The following is an 18,429-nucleotide window of genomic DNA, read 5'->3' as shown; positions in this document are numbered from 1 at the left end:
CCAAGTTTCCCCTTCATATCTCCCTTCAATCCCTGTCTACCCTGTACAATGTTACTCCCGAAACAGATTCAAAAAGGTCTTGGGCGTGTCGGATTCAAAACGCAGCAAGACCCCGGTGACGGGATGAACAAATGATAATACTCGCGCATGCAGACCGAGACGGCCGATCGACTTGGATTTGGAGCCGTATTTTTTATCTCCAACAATCGGATGACCGATATCCTCCATATGTACGCGAATCTGGTTCTTGCGTCCGGTTTCCAAACGTACTTCCAGCAAGGAAAAATGCCGATTGGCCTGAAGCAGCTTGTAATGAGTGACCGCGTGCTGCCCGTCATTCGGATATGGACTGGAATACATTTTCAGCGTCTTGCTTTCCTTCAGCCATGAGGAGATCGTACCCTCCGTTTTTTTAATCTGTCCTTCTACGAGAGCGATGTATGTTCGTTCATACACCACTTCCTTCCACGCTTGCTGCATTTGCTGCTGTATGGCTTCGCTTTTGGCAAACATCATGACTCCTGATGTATCACGATCCAAGCGATGCAGCACAAAAATACGATTGTACGGATGTTCTCGCCGCACATGGGCCGTAAGCTGGCGGTAGGCTGTCACTTCCTTTTCCTGTGCAGAGGCGACGGACAGCAGCCCGGCATCTTTATGAATGACGATGATGGCCTCATCCTCATGTAAAATGCGCAGGCCGGTCAGCGGTACCTCGGGAGCGATTTTTTCCTTGGAGAGTGTGACGGTCTGACCTTGCTCCAGCGGGAAGTTGTGCACTGTGCGTGCCACGCCGTCTACAGACACCTGTCCCCGAGCAAGCGCTGATTTAATGGAATTACGCCCCATGCCGGTGACATGCTCTACCAAAAAGCTCAACAACTCAGCAGGCTTTTGTACGATGTATGTTTTTGCAGGTGTTTTATCAAGCGTGCTCGTTTTGCCTTGTGCTTCCGGTCTATGTGAGCCGGGTTTTCCGGCAGATGTGTGGTTGCGCTTGGAGCCACCTGAGTTAAACGTTGATTTTGTACGATTTTTTCGTTGGGGTTTTCGATTGTTCATGGATTCTTTCTCCTTCTTGGTACCGTATCTCATGATCGTGTACAACTGCGGCACCGTGTCCACTATATCATGAGAAAACAGCGAATGCCATGGGAGAGTAAACTTGCCTGATCGTCTTCCAGCGGTTGAACATTACTCTGAACCCCGGTAAACTAAAGGTAACGAAAGAAAAGCTGATATGCGCCCGAGGCGCTGGAAATTATGAGGGGTTTAAATCTATGAGTGTACAAGCACCGATGTTGGAACGGGCGCAGGATTTACTGCAAAAGTTTTATGGCTATCCCGACTTCCGGGAGGGACAAAAGAAAATTGTCGCCAGTATGTTGGAAGGCAACGATACGTTAGGAATTATGCCGACAGGCGGCGGGAAATCCATATGCTACCAAATCCCTGCCTTGTTGCATGAGGGTTTAACGATTGTTGTGTCACCGCTTATCTCGCTGATGAAGGATCAGGTGGATGCGCTGACGACGATGGGAATAGCGGCTGCGTACATCAACAGCACGCTGAGCGGGAGAGAAGTGAATGACCGCATCCGCGCCGCACGGAATGGTGATTTGAAGCTGCTGTATGTCGCACCGGAGCGGCTGGAGCTGGATTGGTTCCGCGATGAGATGACCCAGTTGCCGATTTCCTGCGTTGCGGTGGATGAGGCTCACTGTGTATCCCAGTGGGGTCATGATTTCCGCACCAGCTACCTGGCCGTGGCTCCGTTCGTGGACGGGCTGTATGAACGCCCGATTGTAGCTGCGTTTACAGCAACGGCAACACCGCAGGTCATGGACGACATCGTGCGGCTGCTTCGTCTGCGCTCACCGGAGACGTTCGTCACGGGCCTTGGACGGCCGAATTTGGCGTTCAGCGTGCTGCGCGGGGAAGACAAGCGCAGCTTTTTGCTGAATTATGCTCGTGAGCACGAGGGTGAATCAGGCATTATTTATGCGGCGACTCGTAAAGACGTGGACGATTTGTACCAACGGTTGCGTGATGCGGGTATGGCAGCTGGACGCTATCATGCCGGGATGACAGATCAGGAGCGCGCAGACAGCCAGGAAGGCTTCCTGTACGACGATATCCGGGTCATTGTGGCGACCAATGCCTTCGGCATGGGGATTGATAAGTCGAACGTGCGCTACGTCATTCACTATAACATGCCGAAAAATATGGAAGCTTACGTTCAAGAGGCGGGGCGCGCAGGACGTGATGGCGATCCGAGTCAGTGCATTTTGTTGTTCGGACCGCAGGATATTGTCACTCAGAAGTTCCTGATTGAGCAAAATCCCCAGGATGAGGATCGCAAGCGCAACGACTACCGCAAGCTCCAGCAAATGGTTGACTATTGCTACACAACTCGCTGCCTGCGCACGGCGCAGCTTGAGTATTTTGGCGAGGCGGAGGAGCATGAGGCTTGCGGCATATGCAGTTCATGCACAGATGAGCGGGAGTTGGTCGATATGACCATAGATGCGCAAAAGATTTTTTCCTGCATTCATCGCATGCGGGAGCGTTTTGGGGTTTCGATGGTAGCCTCGGTGCTAAAAGGCTCGCGCAACAAAAAGGTACTGCAGTATGGTTTTGACAGCCTTCCAACCTATGGGGTGATGGGCAACCGTACGGAAAAAGAAATTGCTGAAATTATCAATGTGCTCGTTTCGGAAGGTTACTTGCTGCTGTCTGAGGGCCAATATCCGGTCGTTCGTTTGCAGCAGCTTGCGGCTGAGGTACTGAAGGGTCAGCGTGAGGTTATGCAGCGTGTGGTGCGACATGCCACGGCTTTTGCAGGTGGGACAGGTTCACGTGGGCGGCAGGGACGCGATGCATATCCAGCGGCGGTCAACGAGACTGTGTTTGAGCAATTGCGCCTGATCCGCCGTGATCTGGCCGCTCAGGAGCATGTGCCTTCTTATATTATTTTCAATGATGCCACTCTGCGTGAGATGAGTGTGGCGAATCCGCAGTCCGAGGCAGATATGCTGCGGATCAAGGGTGTCGGTGAAGTGAAGTTCCGCAAGTACGGCAAGCTGTTTCTTGATTTTTTTCAAAATCAGGGGAACATCGGAGGCACGGTGAACGAGGATGAGATTTATCCAGACGATGTATATGAGGATTTTGAATAGAAGGATGTGACCTATGAAAGTCATTTTATCAACGTTAAATGCCAAATATATTCATACCTCGCTGGCCATCCGCTGCCTTAAAGCCTACAGTGAAAAGGACTTTGACATCGAGCTGGCGGAGTACACAATCAAGGACCCGGTGATGAACATCGTTTCCGATTTGTTTCAGCGGGGAGCAGATGTCATTGGCTTCTCCTGCTATATTTGGAACATTGAAGAGACGATTAAAGTGATTGACGTGTTGAAAAAGATTATGCCCGAGGTCAAAATCGTACTCGGTGGCCCGGAGGTATCCTACGATACGGAGCACTGGATGAAGCGCTTGACGAATGTGGATTTCATCGTTGTTGGTGAGGGAGAAGAAACGTTCCATCAACTGCTTCAGGAACTGGAGGGAGATCGCAAGTTCCATTTTGTATATGGACTGGCTTACCGCAAGGGAGAAGAGGCCATCCTGATGCCGGGCCGCCCGAAGGCGGATTTGAACGAACTGCCGTCGCCGTACCGTTTTGCGGAGGATATACCGGAACTCGGGAAACGGGTTGTTTATTTTGAAACGAGCCGGGGCTGCCCGTTCAGCTGTCAATTTTGTCTGTCCAGTATTGAGGTCGGCGTACGTTATTACGATATTGAGCGCACGAAGTCGGATATTCTGTATCTGATTGACAACGGAGCCAAATTGATCAAGTTTGTGGATCGTACATTTAATATTAAACGGGACTATGCGCTGGAAATGTTCAAGTTTCTGATTGAAAATCATCGCGGCTGTGTCTTCCAGTTTGAGATTACGGCAGATATTATGCGTCCCGAAGTGCTGGATTATTTGGCGGAAAATGCGCCGCCAGGCATCTTTCGCTTTGAAATCGGTGTTCAATCGACGAATGACCCGACCAATGAACTGGTTAAGCGCCGCCAGAACTTTGCCAAGCTTTCCCGCACCGTTATGAAGGTCAAGCAAAGCGGCAAAATCGACCAGCATCTGGATCTGATCGCCGGACTGCCTCAGGAGGACTACAACACATTCCGGAAAACGTTTAATGACGTTTTTGCGCTTGGCCCGGAAGAGCTCCAGCTCGGCTTTCTCAAAATGCTGCGAGGTACGGGACTGCGTATTGACGCCGCCAAGTACAATTACACATACATGGATGTGGCACCTTATGAGATGCTGAGCAACGATGTCCTTTCTTTTGCCGATATCGTCCGGCTCAAGCGCCTGGAAGATGTATTGGAGAAATACTGGAATTCCCATCGTATGGATCATACGGTGAACTATTTGATCGAGCGTGAATTTGCATCCGCCTTTGATTTCTTTCAAGAGTTCGGAGATTATTGGGAGGGGCAAGGCTGGCAAAAAATTGGCCACCAGCTCGAAGACTTATTCACGCGTCTCCAGTCCTTTCTGGAATCGCGCGGAACGAAGCGAATGGATATCGTGCTTGGGCTGATGAAGCTCGATTATTTCCTGAACCATAAATACAAGCCGCGTAAGATCTGGTGGGAGCATACCCTGGAGAAGGACGACTGGTCCAGCTATATGAAAATGGTTCTTCAGCATCCAGATGCACTGCTGTCTCCTGTGGTTGCAGACATTGTGGGAGAGGCAGACAAGCAACATACAGGTGGTATGAATGCTGTACAGGCTTCTTCTTCTCCTGCTGCAAATGTTTCATCTGCTACGGGCAGCCAGCAGTCGCAGTCCTATCATGAGGTGATCCCGGTCTTCGCTTCCTTGAAGCTGGGGGAAAAGGAACTGCAAAAGCACGCTGTGCTGGATATTTTACCGTTCAGTCTGGACCATATCCTGAGTGGCGGTAGCCCACTGACTGCTGATGGGCGAACGCTGCTGCTGGTGGTCTATCAGCAGAACGAACAGCAAAAGCCGTTGTACTATACCATGCCGATCGGTAAGGAAATTGCCGCGATTTAACTACAAATCGCTTTTATACTACAGAAGGTGTCGACCTTGATTACAAGAGTCGATGCCTTTTTTGTACTTTATGAAAAAACAATTTTTACATTCACGTGATCTAATGCTTCATAAAATTTCACAAAACAAATATATGATTATTTCATCATGTATGAATAATAATCCTATTGGAGTGTGACCCTGTGAAAAAGCGTTCAATGAAAAAGAGTATCCTTGCTTTAGGTGCAATTACCGTTTTGAGTGTGCCATTGTTATCCGCAGATATCCCTAACGCTTTTGCAGCCTCATCTAATGCCAAGTCTACAACTGCACAGGCATCCAAAGGACAGAGCACTGCATCAGCCAAAGCCGCTGCTCCTAAAAATGTCATTCTTTTTATCGGCGATGGTATGGGAGAAGCAAGTCGCAACGCGATTCGTTTGGCCACGGTTGGAAAGTCGGGATTGCTTGAAATGGACAACATGCCGGTAACAGGCCTGGTTAGCACAAGTTCAGGGGACAATCTGGTGACGGATTCGGCGGCCGCAGCTACTGCAATTGCAACAGGTGTCAAAACATATAACGGCGCAATCGGGATGGATATGAATAAAAAACCAGTCACAACCATCATGGAGTTGGCCAAGAAAGCAGGCATGTCCACAGGTGTTGTGACGACAAGCCAAGTAACAGACGCAACCGGGGCTGCCTTTGGAGCGCATGTCGAGAAGCGTTCCGCTCAAAGTGAGATTGCCAAGCAGTATCTGGAAAAGAGCAAGCTGGATGTCATTCTGGGCGGTGGTGAGGATTTCTGGTATCCGGCAGGCACACCAGGTAAACTTCCAGATGCGCCGGCAGAAGACCCTGAGGAAGCAAGTAAGGGAACTCAAGGAAACCTGGTCGAGCAAGCCAAGAAATTGGGCTATAACTATGTGACGAATCAGACGGAAATGAAAGCAGCCAAAGGCTCTAAATTGCTCGGATTGTTCGCCAACGAAGAAATGTTCCAGGCTCACAACAAGCTTGGCAACTCTTACAACCCAACAGTTTCTCTGCCGGATATGACAACGAAAGCGATTGACGTTCTTTCCAAAAACAAAAAAGGCTTTTTCCTGATGGTAGAGGAAGAAGGAACGGATGAGATGGCGCATGACAATGAAGGCGAATTGACGATTAAGGCCGGGCAACAGCTGGATAAGGCCGTTAAAGTAGCTAAGGATTATGCCAAAGCGCATCCAGATACATTAGTTCTGGTGACGGCAGACCATGAAACAGGCGGTTTGGCGATTGAAGGTAAGGATGCGAAGGATGAAGCCGACGACGGTACAACCAATGAAGACGGTCCTTTCACCATTCATGGCACGGACGAAACGTTCTATATTGATTGGACGACAAAAGGACACACTGCAGTAGATGTGGCATTGACTGCAATGGGACCCGGCTCCTCTCAATTTACCGGCAATTATCCGAATACTGCCATTCATGACAAGCTGATTAAGCTGCTTCAATTGAAGAAGTAATGTGGTGTGAAAGCCACCCCTTAAAAGATATTCCATATTGGCAACATGGTTTTTCCTGTGATAAACTAAAGCTAATAAGTATATACTGAAAAAGAGTAAGGATGCTCCAACATCCTCACTCTTTTACAACAGCCGCTTATAAGGGCGGTGGCTGTAGGGTTGGATTAGTAAAATAGACCGCTAACCTTTTCCGGAGGGCGGTCTATTTTTTCTTGTTGAAGGAAATAATCAAGATCACCAACGTTGCAAATTGAATCATCAACATCAGCGTATCTTTAACCTCCACAGGCATCACCTCCTTTGCAGGAGACTAGCCGACCGCCCATCTAAGCCATTCTGTTGTTAGTTTATAGTATATCATATGGATAGTATTGCTAAAAAGGACAAACATGAAAACGCCTACCAACAGGCGTTTTTTGTTCTTTCAAAAGATATATTTTTAAAGTTGAAAATTATTATGTAGTTCTTAACCAGTATAGGTGTTACGTAACTCATCTAAAAATTGCATAGCATCTTTGAATCCCTGTAAATATATTTGGTTCTCCAGAATAGATTGTAGAGAGATTTGGGCATCTTCATATAAAAACAGGGTATGTTCGAGATGCTCGGGAACGGATTCACGGATTTGTTGAAAATACTGGTTGCTTTCCGTGGAAAATTGGTTGTATTCCGGTAAGGTTTTAGAAAGATTGCTATACAATGTTTCTAATCGGTTTCTGATTATGGGTTCAATTAATATTTCTAAAGAATTAGACATGATTTGCAAACCTCCGGAGGGAAAATATTTTAATGTGGAATGACAAAATATCATGTAAATATTGTATCATTACATAGCGATTTGGTATACCGAAAGGTGACATCATAGTGACATCAAATCAATAGGAAATTTCAATAAATATCGAATATTTCGTGAATATTCTTGGTTTGACTTAAAATTAAAGGTTAAAAAAGGAAGTTATGTATTTTACAGTCGATCATTTTTATCGTAAAAGATATAGCAAAAGATAAAGTGATTGAGTTTACACAATTGTATCTATCGTTTTCTTGTATTTCTATGAAATGATCTTGGATGTTGATGATTTATTAGCGGATGAGGATTACCGAAAACGAAGGATCTCCCAACTTTTATTGAACGCAGCTTAGCAACATGCAAACTAACAGGAGCCAAGGATACAGGGTAACGACAGGAAAGAATAATGTTACAGTCCAAAGAGTGTATGAAAGAAATCAATATATTAAAGATGGGGAATTTTACCATTATGAGCTGATCTGTAGCTCTATCATGTGAGGAATAAAGTCTATATATGCTGAACTGAAGAAATGTACATGGAAAACGGAGTAGACGGAATGGTGCTGTACAAGCGGAGCGGTCGCTTTTGTCCCCGGATTTTTACCTTAAACAAAGCTTAATTCAAGAAATCCGGGGGCGGTGGCGATGGGAAGCACCATCCGTCTGCGTAGTGGCACTAAGGTAACATTTAAATTCGCTTGTATAATTATCTAAACAATAAAAACACGTAATTACGCAAAAAAAACAGTTATAATGAGATAAGAATAATTAAGGAGCCGTGCTCTAACACGGCTCCATCATACAACAACTGCATAAAGAGCAGTCGGCTGCGAAAGATAAGGTCGAGAATAGACCGTTTACCTTTGGTCAGGGCGGTCTATTTCTTTTTCATGTAGGTAAGTAACGCCAGAATGAACATGCCAAACATGCTTTACCCCAAATTACTCCTCTCTTGCTTTCTTTCCCCATACATACTTCATTATGAAAAATATAAAAGTCAGTACAATGACAAGCAATGTGATCTGCAAGCCATAACGATGGATTAGTTCTCCTGCTGTTTGTACATGCTGGCCAAAGAAACGTCCGAGCAGAAAGAAGATCAGCGTCCAAATCAAGCCAGTTGAATAAGAGAAAAGTGCATAGCGTTTGAAGCTTATTTTATTGATCCCGACAATGTAAGGGATAATGTGACGGACAATGGGCAGCAAATAACTGATGCAAATCGTGAAATTTCCATACTTATGTACTAAATTTTCCGAAAACGTAATGTACCTGTCCATTTTTTTCTTTCGTCGTAAGCGGTCCAAAACGGATACACCTAGCGTTCTCCCCAATACATAACCTAAGGATAAGCCTGATATAACCCCAAGATATACCATCACAAAAGCAGGTATCGGATGAAGTATGCCCATGCTTGTTACAGCCCCGCCAGTCATCACAACGACTTCGTCTGGAATGGGGAGTCCCACAATTCCGAGCCACAGGGTAAAGAATAATGCTGCATAGCCGTACTCTTCAATGATGGAAACTAAATATGCAACGTCCACACCCATTTCCCCCTACTTATGTTTTCTTCCGGCATACATAGACGAATGCGGGTGGAATGTTGATGGGTACAAACTTGATCTCTTCAATATCAAACCATTCACCTAACTGCTGCTTCATTTGTGTGGAATATTGAAAGGCGACGAACATTCCTCCATCTCTGAGCGATAGATGAATTTGCTCTACGATCTGATTTCGCATGGCTTGTGGGAAATTAAAAAAAGGCAGCCCGCTTATTATGCAGTCAAGCTGTTCAATTCCGGCATTTTTCATAGAAATCTGAAGCTCACGCGAGTCTGAATAGCACTGATAGTTTGGAAATTTTCTTATTAATTCCTGCCGCATGGTCTGATCCTTCTCAAACAGCAGCACCTTGGTTTGAGCTCTTGCGGCAGGAGGAATACATTGGGTAATCGCTCCCGTGCCAGCCCCCAGCTCGGCGACGGCATGAACTTCGCTCCAAGGAATGGATTCAATCATGTTTTTAGCCAGAAATCTGGAGCTTGGTGTTACACTCCCCACATATGCAGGCGAATGCAAAAATTTGAATAAGAACATAAATCTCTCGTGAACCAAATGACGAATACGGACCATGAATTGTTCCCCTTCTTTCAATTTTCTGAATACGTTCATTTATTCTCTGCTAAGAGTAACAAATTATTCCTATACTTACTCCTGTCTGGAGTAGGGTTCATATCCCCGTCCTGCGGCGGGGATTTTCCTTGGCTATAGTCTAGGTCTCAGGAAGGGGATGATTATTCAGTTATCATTCAGCGTGTCCTCAGGCTACATTCAGTTTTGCTACCGATGAAAGGTAGGTGTACTGCTAAAAATTTATGTACACAGAGAGGGGACCTACTTTGTCACTATCCATTAACAGGCATCTAATCACGACTTCCTACGATCATTCGAATACGGTGAAGTCAAGCGAGAACGGGTTAAATAACACGGCCCACACTGCACACAAGAAATCCAACGATTCATTGGAATTGAGCAAGGAATTTGCAGAATACGCTGGAGGAATGCAGGCTCCGCTACCTACGGAGAACTACAGTAATGATTACAATAAAAGCCAGGATACCTTTGCGCTGACTACGGACCAACAGAAAACACTGTTGTCTGATCTGCAAAGTTATTTGACGTCTTCAAGTGCGTCTTCTGAAACAGATGAACTCACCAACAGCATGAAAAACCCATTGGCTTCGATTACCGACTTATTATCGGGTTTCGATCTTTCCACGGCAACGGATGAGGAGGTATCCGATCTATTTGATAAGGTAGCAGAAACGATTCAAAATAATCGTCCTGCACCGCCGCCTGAAGGGAACCCATTCCAGCCAGAAGCTGATAGCAGTGGTCTGCCTCCTATGATGCAAGCCATGGGCGGAATAATGCCTCCATTTGCATGGAATATCCAGGAGGCCTCCAACCAAGAGGATAATAGTACCTCATCTGGACAAGAGCTTACGGTAGATGAAAAAAGATCCTTGCTGAGTGATCTGCAAAGCATTCTCAGTTCCAATGCTGTATCCGGGTCGACCACTTCGGAGAATGATCCAGAAACAGATCTGCTCTCTGCCCTGAGAAACGCAATGGGAAATACTGACGAATCGAGTGTGTCCGATGAAGAAATATCGGCTTTATTTGATAAAATCGCTAAGATTTTTGAGCAATCGGTTTCATCGTCATCTTAGACATTTTTATAAAGATGCGGATTTTGCAAAATCCTGAAAGGTGGAAAAAAATATGAATATTTCGTCGACATCCAGCAGTTCTATGACTGCTGCAAGCACTTCATCTTCATCCAGCACTAACGATACAGCCAGTCTGGAAAAGCAAAAAGCTCAACTTGAGGCACAGTACAATAAAGTACAGCAGAGTAAGGATAATAAAGAAACAAAAGAAACGAAAATGAAGCAGATTCAGCAGCAAATCAAACAAATTGAAGCTCAAATTGCGCAGCAAAGTTCTCAATCCAGCAGCACATCAGCTTCAAAAGTGGAAAAGTCCGTTCCTAGCAACACAGAAGCGCCCCGTATCAACAATGCTGACAGCAGCGATATTACGGGCATTGGAAAATCACTGGATATCTCGATTTAAACCATTCGCCACTTCTCATGTACGATAGATGATAGGCCGATAGATTATTGAAGATAGCAGGCTCTCCACTCACCGGAGGGTCTGCTTTTTTTAGCATTCAGCAAACCTTCAGTGAGCGCTCATTTTATTTTCAACCTGCTGTTCTAAGATGAATGTGTACCCGATAGGGACAACCCCTTATGATCTACACGGGCACTTTGTAAATACATCAAGTCCAAGCATACAGGTTTCGTGAAACTAAACTTTGTGAAAAGGGATGGATGTAATGAAAAAGAAATTGAATGTTATTGCTACAGCTGTACTGCTGGCTTCCATTACTGCATCATACGCTTATGCCAGCTCATCGACAGACGAAACGCCCGAAGTTGCTACTTCGACGTCTGTAGCTGCCACTCAAGAGGACACCTCTGCAACAACTTCTACAGAAACTTCTACAGACAGTAGTACCACAGATACCAGTGCAACGGTAGAGGCACCACCTGAGGGAACACCCCCGGATGGCGAACCACCAAGCGGGAAACCGGGTGAAGGCTCGGACAGCTACACAGACAACGGCACGGCGAAGTACACACAAAGCGGGAAAAGTGTAACCTTGTCCAAGCAGACGATGGCAGCCGATCAGACAGATCAGTCGATTGTCAAGGTAACTGACAGTGGCAAATTAACACTTACCAAGTCCAACTTGACTAAAAAGGGCGCTACATCATCGGATGATTACAGCAACTTTTATGGCCTGAACGCTGGTGTTCTGGCTGCTTCTGCCAGCACTATTCAATTGTCGGATTCTACCGTTAAAACGGATGCCGATGGAGCCAATGCCGTTTTTGCAACAGGCGAAGGCTCTACGATTAATGTCAAAGATGTTAGCATTCAAACCAGTGCCAATTCCTCGCGTGGACTGGATGCTACCTTAAAGGGAACGGTTAATGCAACGAATGTTAAAATCAAAACGGCTGGGGAGCATTCTGCGGCTATTGCGACAGACCGGGGAAATGGCACGATTACTGTAACCAAGGCAACAGGCAAAACGACAGGCAAAGGCTCCCCTGGTATCTATTCGACAGGCACCATTACCGTGTCCAATTCGGATTTAAAAGCAACCGGATCGGAAGCGGCTGTTATTGAAGGTAGAAACAGCATTACAGTTCATAACACCAGCTTATCTGGAGAGGTGGATCGTGGAGTGATGCTGTACCAAAGCTTCTCGGGTGATGCCGAGGTCGGAACCTCCGTATTTACGATGAATGGTGGTACATTGACAGCCAAAGCAGGCCCTATCTTTTACTCCACCAATACCGAAGCGGTGATTAACCTGAAAGGGGCCGCATTAAAAGGAAATACCGGAGTGCTGCTGAACGTTGCTGCGGATAGATGGGGAACGACAGGCTCCAACGGAGCCGACGTAACACTTAATGCAGACAATCAAACATTGCCAGGCAGCATCACTGCGGATAAAATCAGCTCCATTACAGCTAATCTGAAAAACAAAACAACCTTGAAGGGTGCTATTAATTCGGGAAATACAGCCAAATCGGTTGCCTTAACACTGGACCAAACGAGCAAATGGGTCGTTACAGCGGATTCCTATCTGACCATTTTGACTGATAGTGACGCTAAACTCTCCAATATTGTAGATAACGGCCACACGATTTACTATGACGCGAATGCAAGTGCAAATAGCTGGTTGAATGGGGAGACGATTATATTGTCCGGCGGTGGCAAACTGACTCCAGTCAGCAATTGATGAACAGCTAGATGATAGAGCTTGATTCATAACATCTGTCTTCCTAAAAAGCAGCTGCAGGTCTAACCAACCAGTAGCTGCTTTTTATGTTTTATTTGGGCATTTCGTGTATATCCCAAGTGAAGGTTCCAGTGCAGACTTGCGAAAATGAAGCAAGTGATTATATATTTATAAATATATACAATATATAACAGTCGAACCTGTTTTAATGACACATTGGAAAATTGGAGGATTTATGTCATGACGCTGAGAACTCAAATGAGTCGGAGCAGTAGAGATGAAGCGCGTTTGATCAGAAACAAATTGATTGAATTTAATGCGAAACATGTACCTGCAGATATTCGAACCCAATATGAAGAGATTAATCTTATTCTCAAAAATGAAGACGGCCAGGTGATTGGCGGCCTCCTAAGTGTACTGTGCTGGAACTGGGTAGAGGTTGATATTTTGTGGGTAGATCAGCGGTATAGAGGAATGGGTTACGGTTCGCAGCTGCTTGGTGAAATTGAACAAATCGCTAATGACAAAGGATGTACATTTATTCAGCTTAACACGTTTACTTTTCAGGCACCGCAATTCTATGAAAAGCATGGATACGAAGTGGTTGGCGTCATTGACGATGCTCCCCGAGGGTTTAAACACTATTACTATAAGAAAAATATCAACTGAGAACTCATAGCATATGTGCGCTTTGGTGCTTTTCTTGTAATAACGAGTTAAAGTAAGGAGAGTACCAAGATTGAAAGCTAGATTATAGAGAAGAGAGAAATAAAAGAAAGGTATGATCGGATTGACCACGGAAGTAACACACCAATTATATACCATGTGTATGATTCAGGACGGAAGTAAGGTTTTGCTTATTAACAGACCGGATAAAAAGGGTTTTCCGGGGTACATCGCCCCGGGAGGGAAAGTCGAGTTTCCAGAAAGTATTGTCAATGGAGCTATTCGCGAGGTAAAGGAAGAAACGGGATTGACGGTTAAGGAAATTATATTTAAAGGAATTGATGAATTTTGTGACCCGAGCCAAGGGCTGAGATACATGGTTTTTAACTATTTGGCTACAGCAACGGAAGGTGAACTATTGAACAATCCCCCTGAGGGAGAGCTGCTGTGGGTAGATATGAAGGAAGCGTTAAATCTGCCGATGCAGGATTGGTTTAAACGGAGATTCCCTTTATTTTTCGAGCCGGGAACGTTCGAGGTTAGTCTTATGTGGCTGGCGGATACGGACGAAACCCTTGAAGCAACGATTAAACATTACGGGGGATAGAGATGACGACGACGATTTATTTTTCATCGAATCGGTTAGGAGAGGTCACAAATGATCAATTGCAGAGGGTGCTGGATCGTTTTGATTTGGGGCGTCTGCTATCTTCCAAAAAAACGGCAGAAGGAGTGATGGGGCAAACGCTCTATCTTTCCTCCACGGCTGGACAGTTTGTGCTAAAGGGAAACCCGCTGTTTTCAGGACAATGGGTAGAAGAAAAGTTTATGGTAGAGCAGTTGTACACACGGACTCGAATTCCTGTGCCAGCTCCGTATTTGGTGGATGATACCCAGGACATTTTCGGCTGGAGCTATGCTGTTATGCCCCGATTATACGGTGAGCACATACATACACCCGAACTGCAAGCCAAGCTGACCTCACCGGATAAACAACAAATGGCAGAAAGGCTCGCTGCTGTTCTGTTAGAGCTTCACAGTTGGAAGGTTAAGAACAGTGGAGAGCTGGATACAACGACTCTAGGGATTCGTCCTTTTGCAACCTCATATCGGACATGGTTGTATGAAAGAATTCGATATTGGCTGGAGGATGCCCAAAAATACTCGGACATTACTGTACAGGATATGGAATGGGTAGAGGAAATGTTGGAAGGCTCACGTCAAGCATTCGATCAACTGGAAGCTGCCACATTTGTGATGGGGGATTTTAAACCACAAAATTTTCTTGTGCAGAACGGGAAAAAGGGCTGGAGAGTCAGCGGGCTTTTTGATTTTACGACAGCCTATTTTGGCGATGGAGTTGCAGACCTCCCGAAAATAACGACCATGTATCTGGAAAACGGGGAGAAAGAGATGGCCCAACATTTTCTTGCCGTTTACTTCAAAGGGTTGAACGCCAAAGAAGGATTTAGGGAGCGATTCCGGGTACATATGCTACATCAACAAATTTTAAACTGGGGTTGTGCCAAGGCGATGAAGCAAGTCACCTGGGATGACAAGCTTTCTTTTGCAGAATGGGCCCACACATTCACGGATGCCCGAGGAATATAAATCGTAGCAGATCAATCCGCTTCCAGAAAAACAATTATCCGCAACGGTGGAATACCGGATACGGATTACATAGAAGAAGACGGAAACCGTGTAAACCGGTTTTGGATGGAATAATAGGCTGACCACGCTATAGATGCAGGACATACCAGACCCCCAACGAAACTGCCCCCATAGAATTTGCCTGTGAAATCTTTAAAATGGAAAAAAATAAAAATTTAATGTCTAAATTACAGGAATGTTTCTGGCCATCTAACATTTTTTAGGCGAGTACCGATAAAACAAAATATAATACCATTTTTTTGTAGAAGGAGAATTTCAAATGAAAAGTAAAAGATTTATGAAGGGAACAAGGGTACTCGTTAGTTTACTAGTAAGCTTACAGGTGTTTACTTACTCAAGTATTTCTTTCGCCGCTCCAAACGAACTCCATGATATTGATGCCGGAATCGCTAATCTGAATTATGATCGCAACGAGGTCTTGAGTACAAAAGGCGATCAAATCAAGAGCTTTGTTCCCAAAGAAGGCCGCCAAGTAAATGACAAATTTATCGTAGTTGAACGGACTAAAAATACGATTGCAACTTCACCCATGGATATCTCCATTGTTGACTCCATTGCAAATCGTACTTATCCTGGCGCCATACAACTTGCAAATGAAGACTTTGTGGACAATCAGCCCAGTCTGGTTATGACTTCCAGAAAACCGCTGGATATCAGCATTGATCTGCCTGGATTAAAGAGTGAAAATACAATAACGGTTCAAAATCCATCATACAGCGGCGTTACCGGGGCCGTTGCTCAGCTCCTGTCGACCTGGGATGAAAAGTATTCCAGTACCCATACGTTGCCTGCGAGATTACAATACTCGGAAGCTATGGTACACAGCGAAAGCCAAATTGCCAGTGCGCTGAATGTAAACGCCAAGGTGCTTGACAATACGCTCGGAATCGACTACAACGCAGTAGCAAGCGGTGAGAAAAGAGTAATGGTTGCTGCTTACAAGCAAATTTTTTATACCGTAACCGCCGCTTCTCCTAACAATCCATCAGACCTGTTTGACGATAGTGTGACGTTTGCCGAGTTAGTCCGTAAAGGGGTAAGTGATGAAACTCCGCCATTAATGGTATCCAATGTTGCTTACGGAAGAACTATTTACGTAAAGCTAGAAACGGATTCAAAGAGCAATGATGTACAAACGGCATTTAAATTACTGCTCAAAAATCCTGGCATACAAACTAGCGGAAAGTACAAGGACATCTATGAAAAAAGCTCGTTTACAGCTGTTGTATTAGGCGGTGATGCGCAAGCACATAACCAGATTGTCTCGAAAGACTACTCCGTTATTCAGGAAGTAATCAAGGACAATGCAGAATATAGCAGCAAAAATCCAGGTTACCCTATTTCGTATACCAGTGTTTTTTTGAAAGACAATTCCATAGCTGCAGTTCACAACAATACAGAGTATGTTGAGACGAAAACAATGGAATATTCCAAAGGGAAAATCACACTTGACCATAGTGGCGCATATGTGGCCCGCTTTGAAGTATCCTGGGATGAGCTTACATTTGATGAAAATGGGCAGGAGATTATTACTCATAAAACCTGGAAAGATAATAGAAAAAATAAAACAGCGCATTACTCGACAGTGATCCCAATTCCGGCTAATGCCAAGAACATTAGAATTTTCGCCGAGGAGTGCACAGGGCTTGCCTGGGATTGGTGGAGAACCGTTATAGATGAGACTGACGTTCCGTTAACCAGCGATATAAAAGCATCCATTTGGGGAACGACATTATATCCTAAGTCATCTATTACTCACTAGCAGAGTCCCCGTTTACGTGTAAACAGAACCTGTCAGGCACCGACCTGACGGGTTATTTAATTATGCTAAAATTTCATCTCCAAACACAGAATGTATGATCAATATTTGATAAAGTTGTGGGCCTGGATCGAGCTGTAAAAGTCATGTGTTTATTTCTTAATTGATATTGATAATTATTATCACTTATAATAGAAGCAGACATATTACGTTAAGGTTGGGAGAGTTGCAGAGTGACAGAGTCCTTGGAATTATATGACGTAACGATCATCGGCGGAGGTCCTGCCGGTATGTATACCGCATTTTACAGCGGAATGAGAGATATGAAAACCAAGCTGATCGAAGCCAAGCATGAACTGGGTGGACGGATGCGCATCTACCCGGAGAAGATGATTTGGGATGTTGGAGGGGTTACCCCGATTTTATGTGAAAAGCTTATCGATCAACTCGAGCAGCAAGCGCGAACGTTCGAGCCCACGATTGTGCTAGGACAGCAGATCACAGGCCTGGATCGGCAGGACGATGGAACCTTCCTGCTGACCTCTGCAACAGGGGAGCAGCATTGGACTCGCACCGTTGTATTGGCAGTAGGCTATGGCATTCTCAAAATGGCCAAGCTGGAGATTGAAGGTGCTGACCGCTACGAGGTTACGAATCTACATTATACCGTGCAAGAACTGGAGCCGTTCCAGGGCAAGCATGTCCTGATTTCCGGTGGAGGCGATTCGGCGGTGGATTGGGCGAATGCGCTGGAATCTATTGCGGCGAGTGTAACTGTCGTCCATCGGCGGGACCATTTTGGCGGACATGAAAAAAATGTAGCTCGCATGAAAGCGTCCTCGATCCGAGTTCTCACACCTTATACGGTAAGCCAGCTACATAGCAATAACGGAGAGACGATAGAACAGGTGACGATCAGTCATGTAGAGACGGGTGAAACCCAGATACTGAATGTCGATGCGGTGATCGTAAATCATGGTCTGAAATCCGACTTCGGCCCGCTTCGCGATTGGGGACTGGATATGGGAGAGTGGCATGCCCGGGTGAGTGAAAAGCTGGAAACGAATATACCGGGAATATTCGCCGCTGGTGACTTTGTCGAGTATGGAAGCAAGCTGTATCTGATTGCAGGTACGTTCACGGATGCTGCTCTCGCATTGAACAGCGCCAAGCTGTACATCGACCCTTCAGCCGACAAGGCGGCTTATGTATCCTCCCACAACAGCCGTTTCAAGGAAAAGAACCGTGAGTTGGGTGTACTGGAGTAGATAGCGTAAAATAGGTTGAATACAAAAACCAGTAGAACATAAAGGAGCTTTCAGAGCCATTAGATATGGTTCTGGAGGCTCTTTTGTATATGGCATTCACTTCCGCATCACAAAGATTGGATGCCATCCACAATATAGAATAAAATGATGGGTGAGCAAGAGCTTACTGAGGGCATCGAGTGGATGGCGCAAGTCGAGGAATAAGCAATTGGATAGCAGTAAGCAAATGAGAAGGCATTAAAAAAATGAAACCAGCCTGCCATGAGAGGCAGAAGCGGGAT

17 protein-coding genes are annotated in these 18,429 nt (G+C 45.4%); 11 read left to right on the top strand and 6 right to left on the bottom strand.

Annotated features, from left to right (window positions below; all coding sequences use genetic code 11):
• Positions 1-51: 51 nt before the first annotated feature.
• Entirely contained in the window at positions 52-1,065 is a 1,014-nt protein-coding gene (locus KQI_RS0123490) for an RluA family pseudouridine synthase (protein ID WP_010349326.1), read from the bottom strand.
• A gap of 218 nt (positions 1,066-1,283) precedes the next feature.
• Here KQI_RS0123490 and recQ point away from each other — a divergent pair, with 218 nt between their 5' ends.
• The 3 genes from recQ (at position 1,284) to KQI_RS0123475 (ending at position 6,605) form a co-directional block, all read left to right on the top strand.
• Positions 1,284-3,182 (top strand): DNA helicase RecQ, encoded by a 1,899-nt coding sequence (gene recQ / locus KQI_RS0123485; RefSeq protein WP_010349325.1) that lies wholly within the window; start codon positions 1,284-1,286, stop codon positions 3,180-3,182.
• Between the two features lie 13 nt (positions 3,183-3,195).
• Positions 3,196-5,109, top strand: a complete 1,914-nt coding sequence (locus tag KQI_RS0123480) for a B12-binding domain-containing radical SAM protein (RefSeq protein WP_010349324.1) — start codon at positions 3,196-3,198, stop codon at positions 5,107-5,109.
• Between the two features lie 182 nt (positions 5,110-5,291).
• Positions 5,292-6,605: an alkaline phosphatase gene (locus KQI_RS0123475; RefSeq protein ID WP_010349323.1), complete on the top strand. Its 1,314-nt coding sequence runs from the start codon at positions 5,292-5,294 to the stop codon at positions 6,603-6,605.
• A 202-nt stretch (positions 6,606-6,807) separates the two neighbouring features.
• Here KQI_RS0123475 and KQI_RS29875 read toward each other — a convergent pair whose 3' ends face one another.
• The 5 genes from KQI_RS29875 to KQI_RS0123455 all read right to left on the bottom strand — a co-directional run bounded on the left by KQI_RS29875 (position 6,808) and on the right by KQI_RS0123455 (position 9,534).
• The gene (locus tag KQI_RS29875) at positions 6,808-6,897 is read right to left on the bottom strand and encodes a putative holin-like toxin (protein ID WP_007429455.1); all 90 of its coding nucleotides are present in this window, start codon (positions 6,895-6,897) and stop codon (positions 6,808-6,810) included.
• Between the two features lie 174 nt (positions 6,898-7,071).
• Complete coding sequence (locus tag KQI_RS0123465) at positions 7,072-7,362, bottom strand: hypothetical protein (RefSeq protein ID WP_010349322.1); 291 nt, start codon at positions 7,360-7,362, stop codon at positions 7,072-7,074.
• A 910-nt stretch (positions 7,363-8,272) separates the two neighbouring features.
• Complete coding sequence (locus tag KQI_RS29870) at positions 8,273-8,323, bottom strand: putative holin-like toxin (protein ID WP_229716897.1); 51 nt, start codon at positions 8,321-8,323, stop codon at positions 8,273-8,275.
• A gap of 13 nt (positions 8,324-8,336) precedes the next feature.
• The gene (locus KQI_RS0123460; protein WP_029390308.1) at positions 8,337-8,942 is read right to left on the bottom strand and encodes a DedA family protein; all 606 of its coding nucleotides are present in this window, start codon (positions 8,940-8,942) and stop codon (positions 8,337-8,339) included.
• A 16-nt stretch (positions 8,943-8,958) separates the two neighbouring features.
• Positions 8,959-9,534, bottom strand: a complete 576-nt coding sequence (locus KQI_RS0123455) for a class I SAM-dependent methyltransferase (RefSeq protein WP_029390307.1) — start codon at positions 9,532-9,534, stop codon at positions 8,959-8,961.
• 266 nt (positions 9,535-9,800) lie between these two features.
• On the opposite strand from KQI_RS0123455, the gene KQI_RS0123450 reads away from it, so the two are divergent.
• From KQI_RS0123450 to KQI_RS0123415, 8 genes are all read left to right on the top strand, one after another.
• The gene (locus KQI_RS0123450) at positions 9,801-10,634 is read left to right on the top strand and encodes a hypothetical protein (protein ID WP_029390306.1); all 834 of its coding nucleotides are present in this window, start codon (positions 9,801-9,803) and stop codon (positions 10,632-10,634) included.
• A gap of 52 nt (positions 10,635-10,686) precedes the next feature.
• On the top strand, positions 10,687-11,040 hold the full coding sequence (locus tag KQI_RS0123445) for a FlxA-like family protein (RefSeq protein WP_010349318.1): 354 nt from the start codon (positions 10,687-10,689) through the stop codon (positions 11,038-11,040).
• 265 nt (positions 11,041-11,305) lie between these two features.
• Positions 11,306-12,784 (top strand): hypothetical protein, encoded by a 1,479-nt coding sequence (locus KQI_RS0123440; protein ID WP_010349317.1) that lies wholly within the window; start codon positions 11,306-11,308, stop codon positions 12,782-12,784.
• 240 nt (positions 12,785-13,024) lie between these two features.
• Positions 13,025-13,453 (top strand): GNAT family N-acetyltransferase, encoded by a 429-nt coding sequence (locus KQI_RS0123435; RefSeq protein WP_010349316.1) that lies wholly within the window; start codon positions 13,025-13,027, stop codon positions 13,451-13,453.
• Between the two features lie 112 nt (positions 13,454-13,565).
• A complete protein-coding gene (locus KQI_RS0123430; protein WP_010349315.1) occupies positions 13,566-14,057 on the top strand; it encodes an 8-oxo-dGTP diphosphatase in 492 nt (163 codons plus the stop codon).
• 2 nt (positions 14,058-14,059) lie between these two features.
• On the top strand, positions 14,060-15,061 hold the full coding sequence (locus tag KQI_RS0123425; protein WP_010349314.1) for a phosphotransferase family protein: 1,002 nt from the start codon (positions 14,060-14,062) through the stop codon (positions 15,059-15,061).
• A gap of 319 nt (positions 15,062-15,380) precedes the next feature.
• A complete protein-coding gene (locus KQI_RS0123420; RefSeq protein WP_010349313.1) occupies positions 15,381-16,883 on the top strand; it encodes a thiol-activated cytolysin family protein in 1,503 nt (500 codons plus the stop codon).
• Between the two features lie 230 nt (positions 16,884-17,113).
• Positions 17,114-18,148, top strand: coding sequence for an NAD(P)/FAD-dependent oxidoreductase (locus KQI_RS0123415; protein ID WP_010349312.1), 1,035 nt, complete (start codon positions 17,114-17,116; stop codon positions 18,146-18,148).
• The last annotated feature ends 281 nt before the right edge of the window (positions 18,149-18,429 follow it).

Source organism: Paenibacillus peoriae KCTC 3763 (assembly GCF_000236805.1).
Classification (GTDB): Bacteria; Bacillota; Bacilli; order Paenibacillales; family Paenibacillaceae; genus Paenibacillus; species Paenibacillus peoriae.
This window is presented reverse-complemented; position numbering and strand designations above follow the sequence as displayed.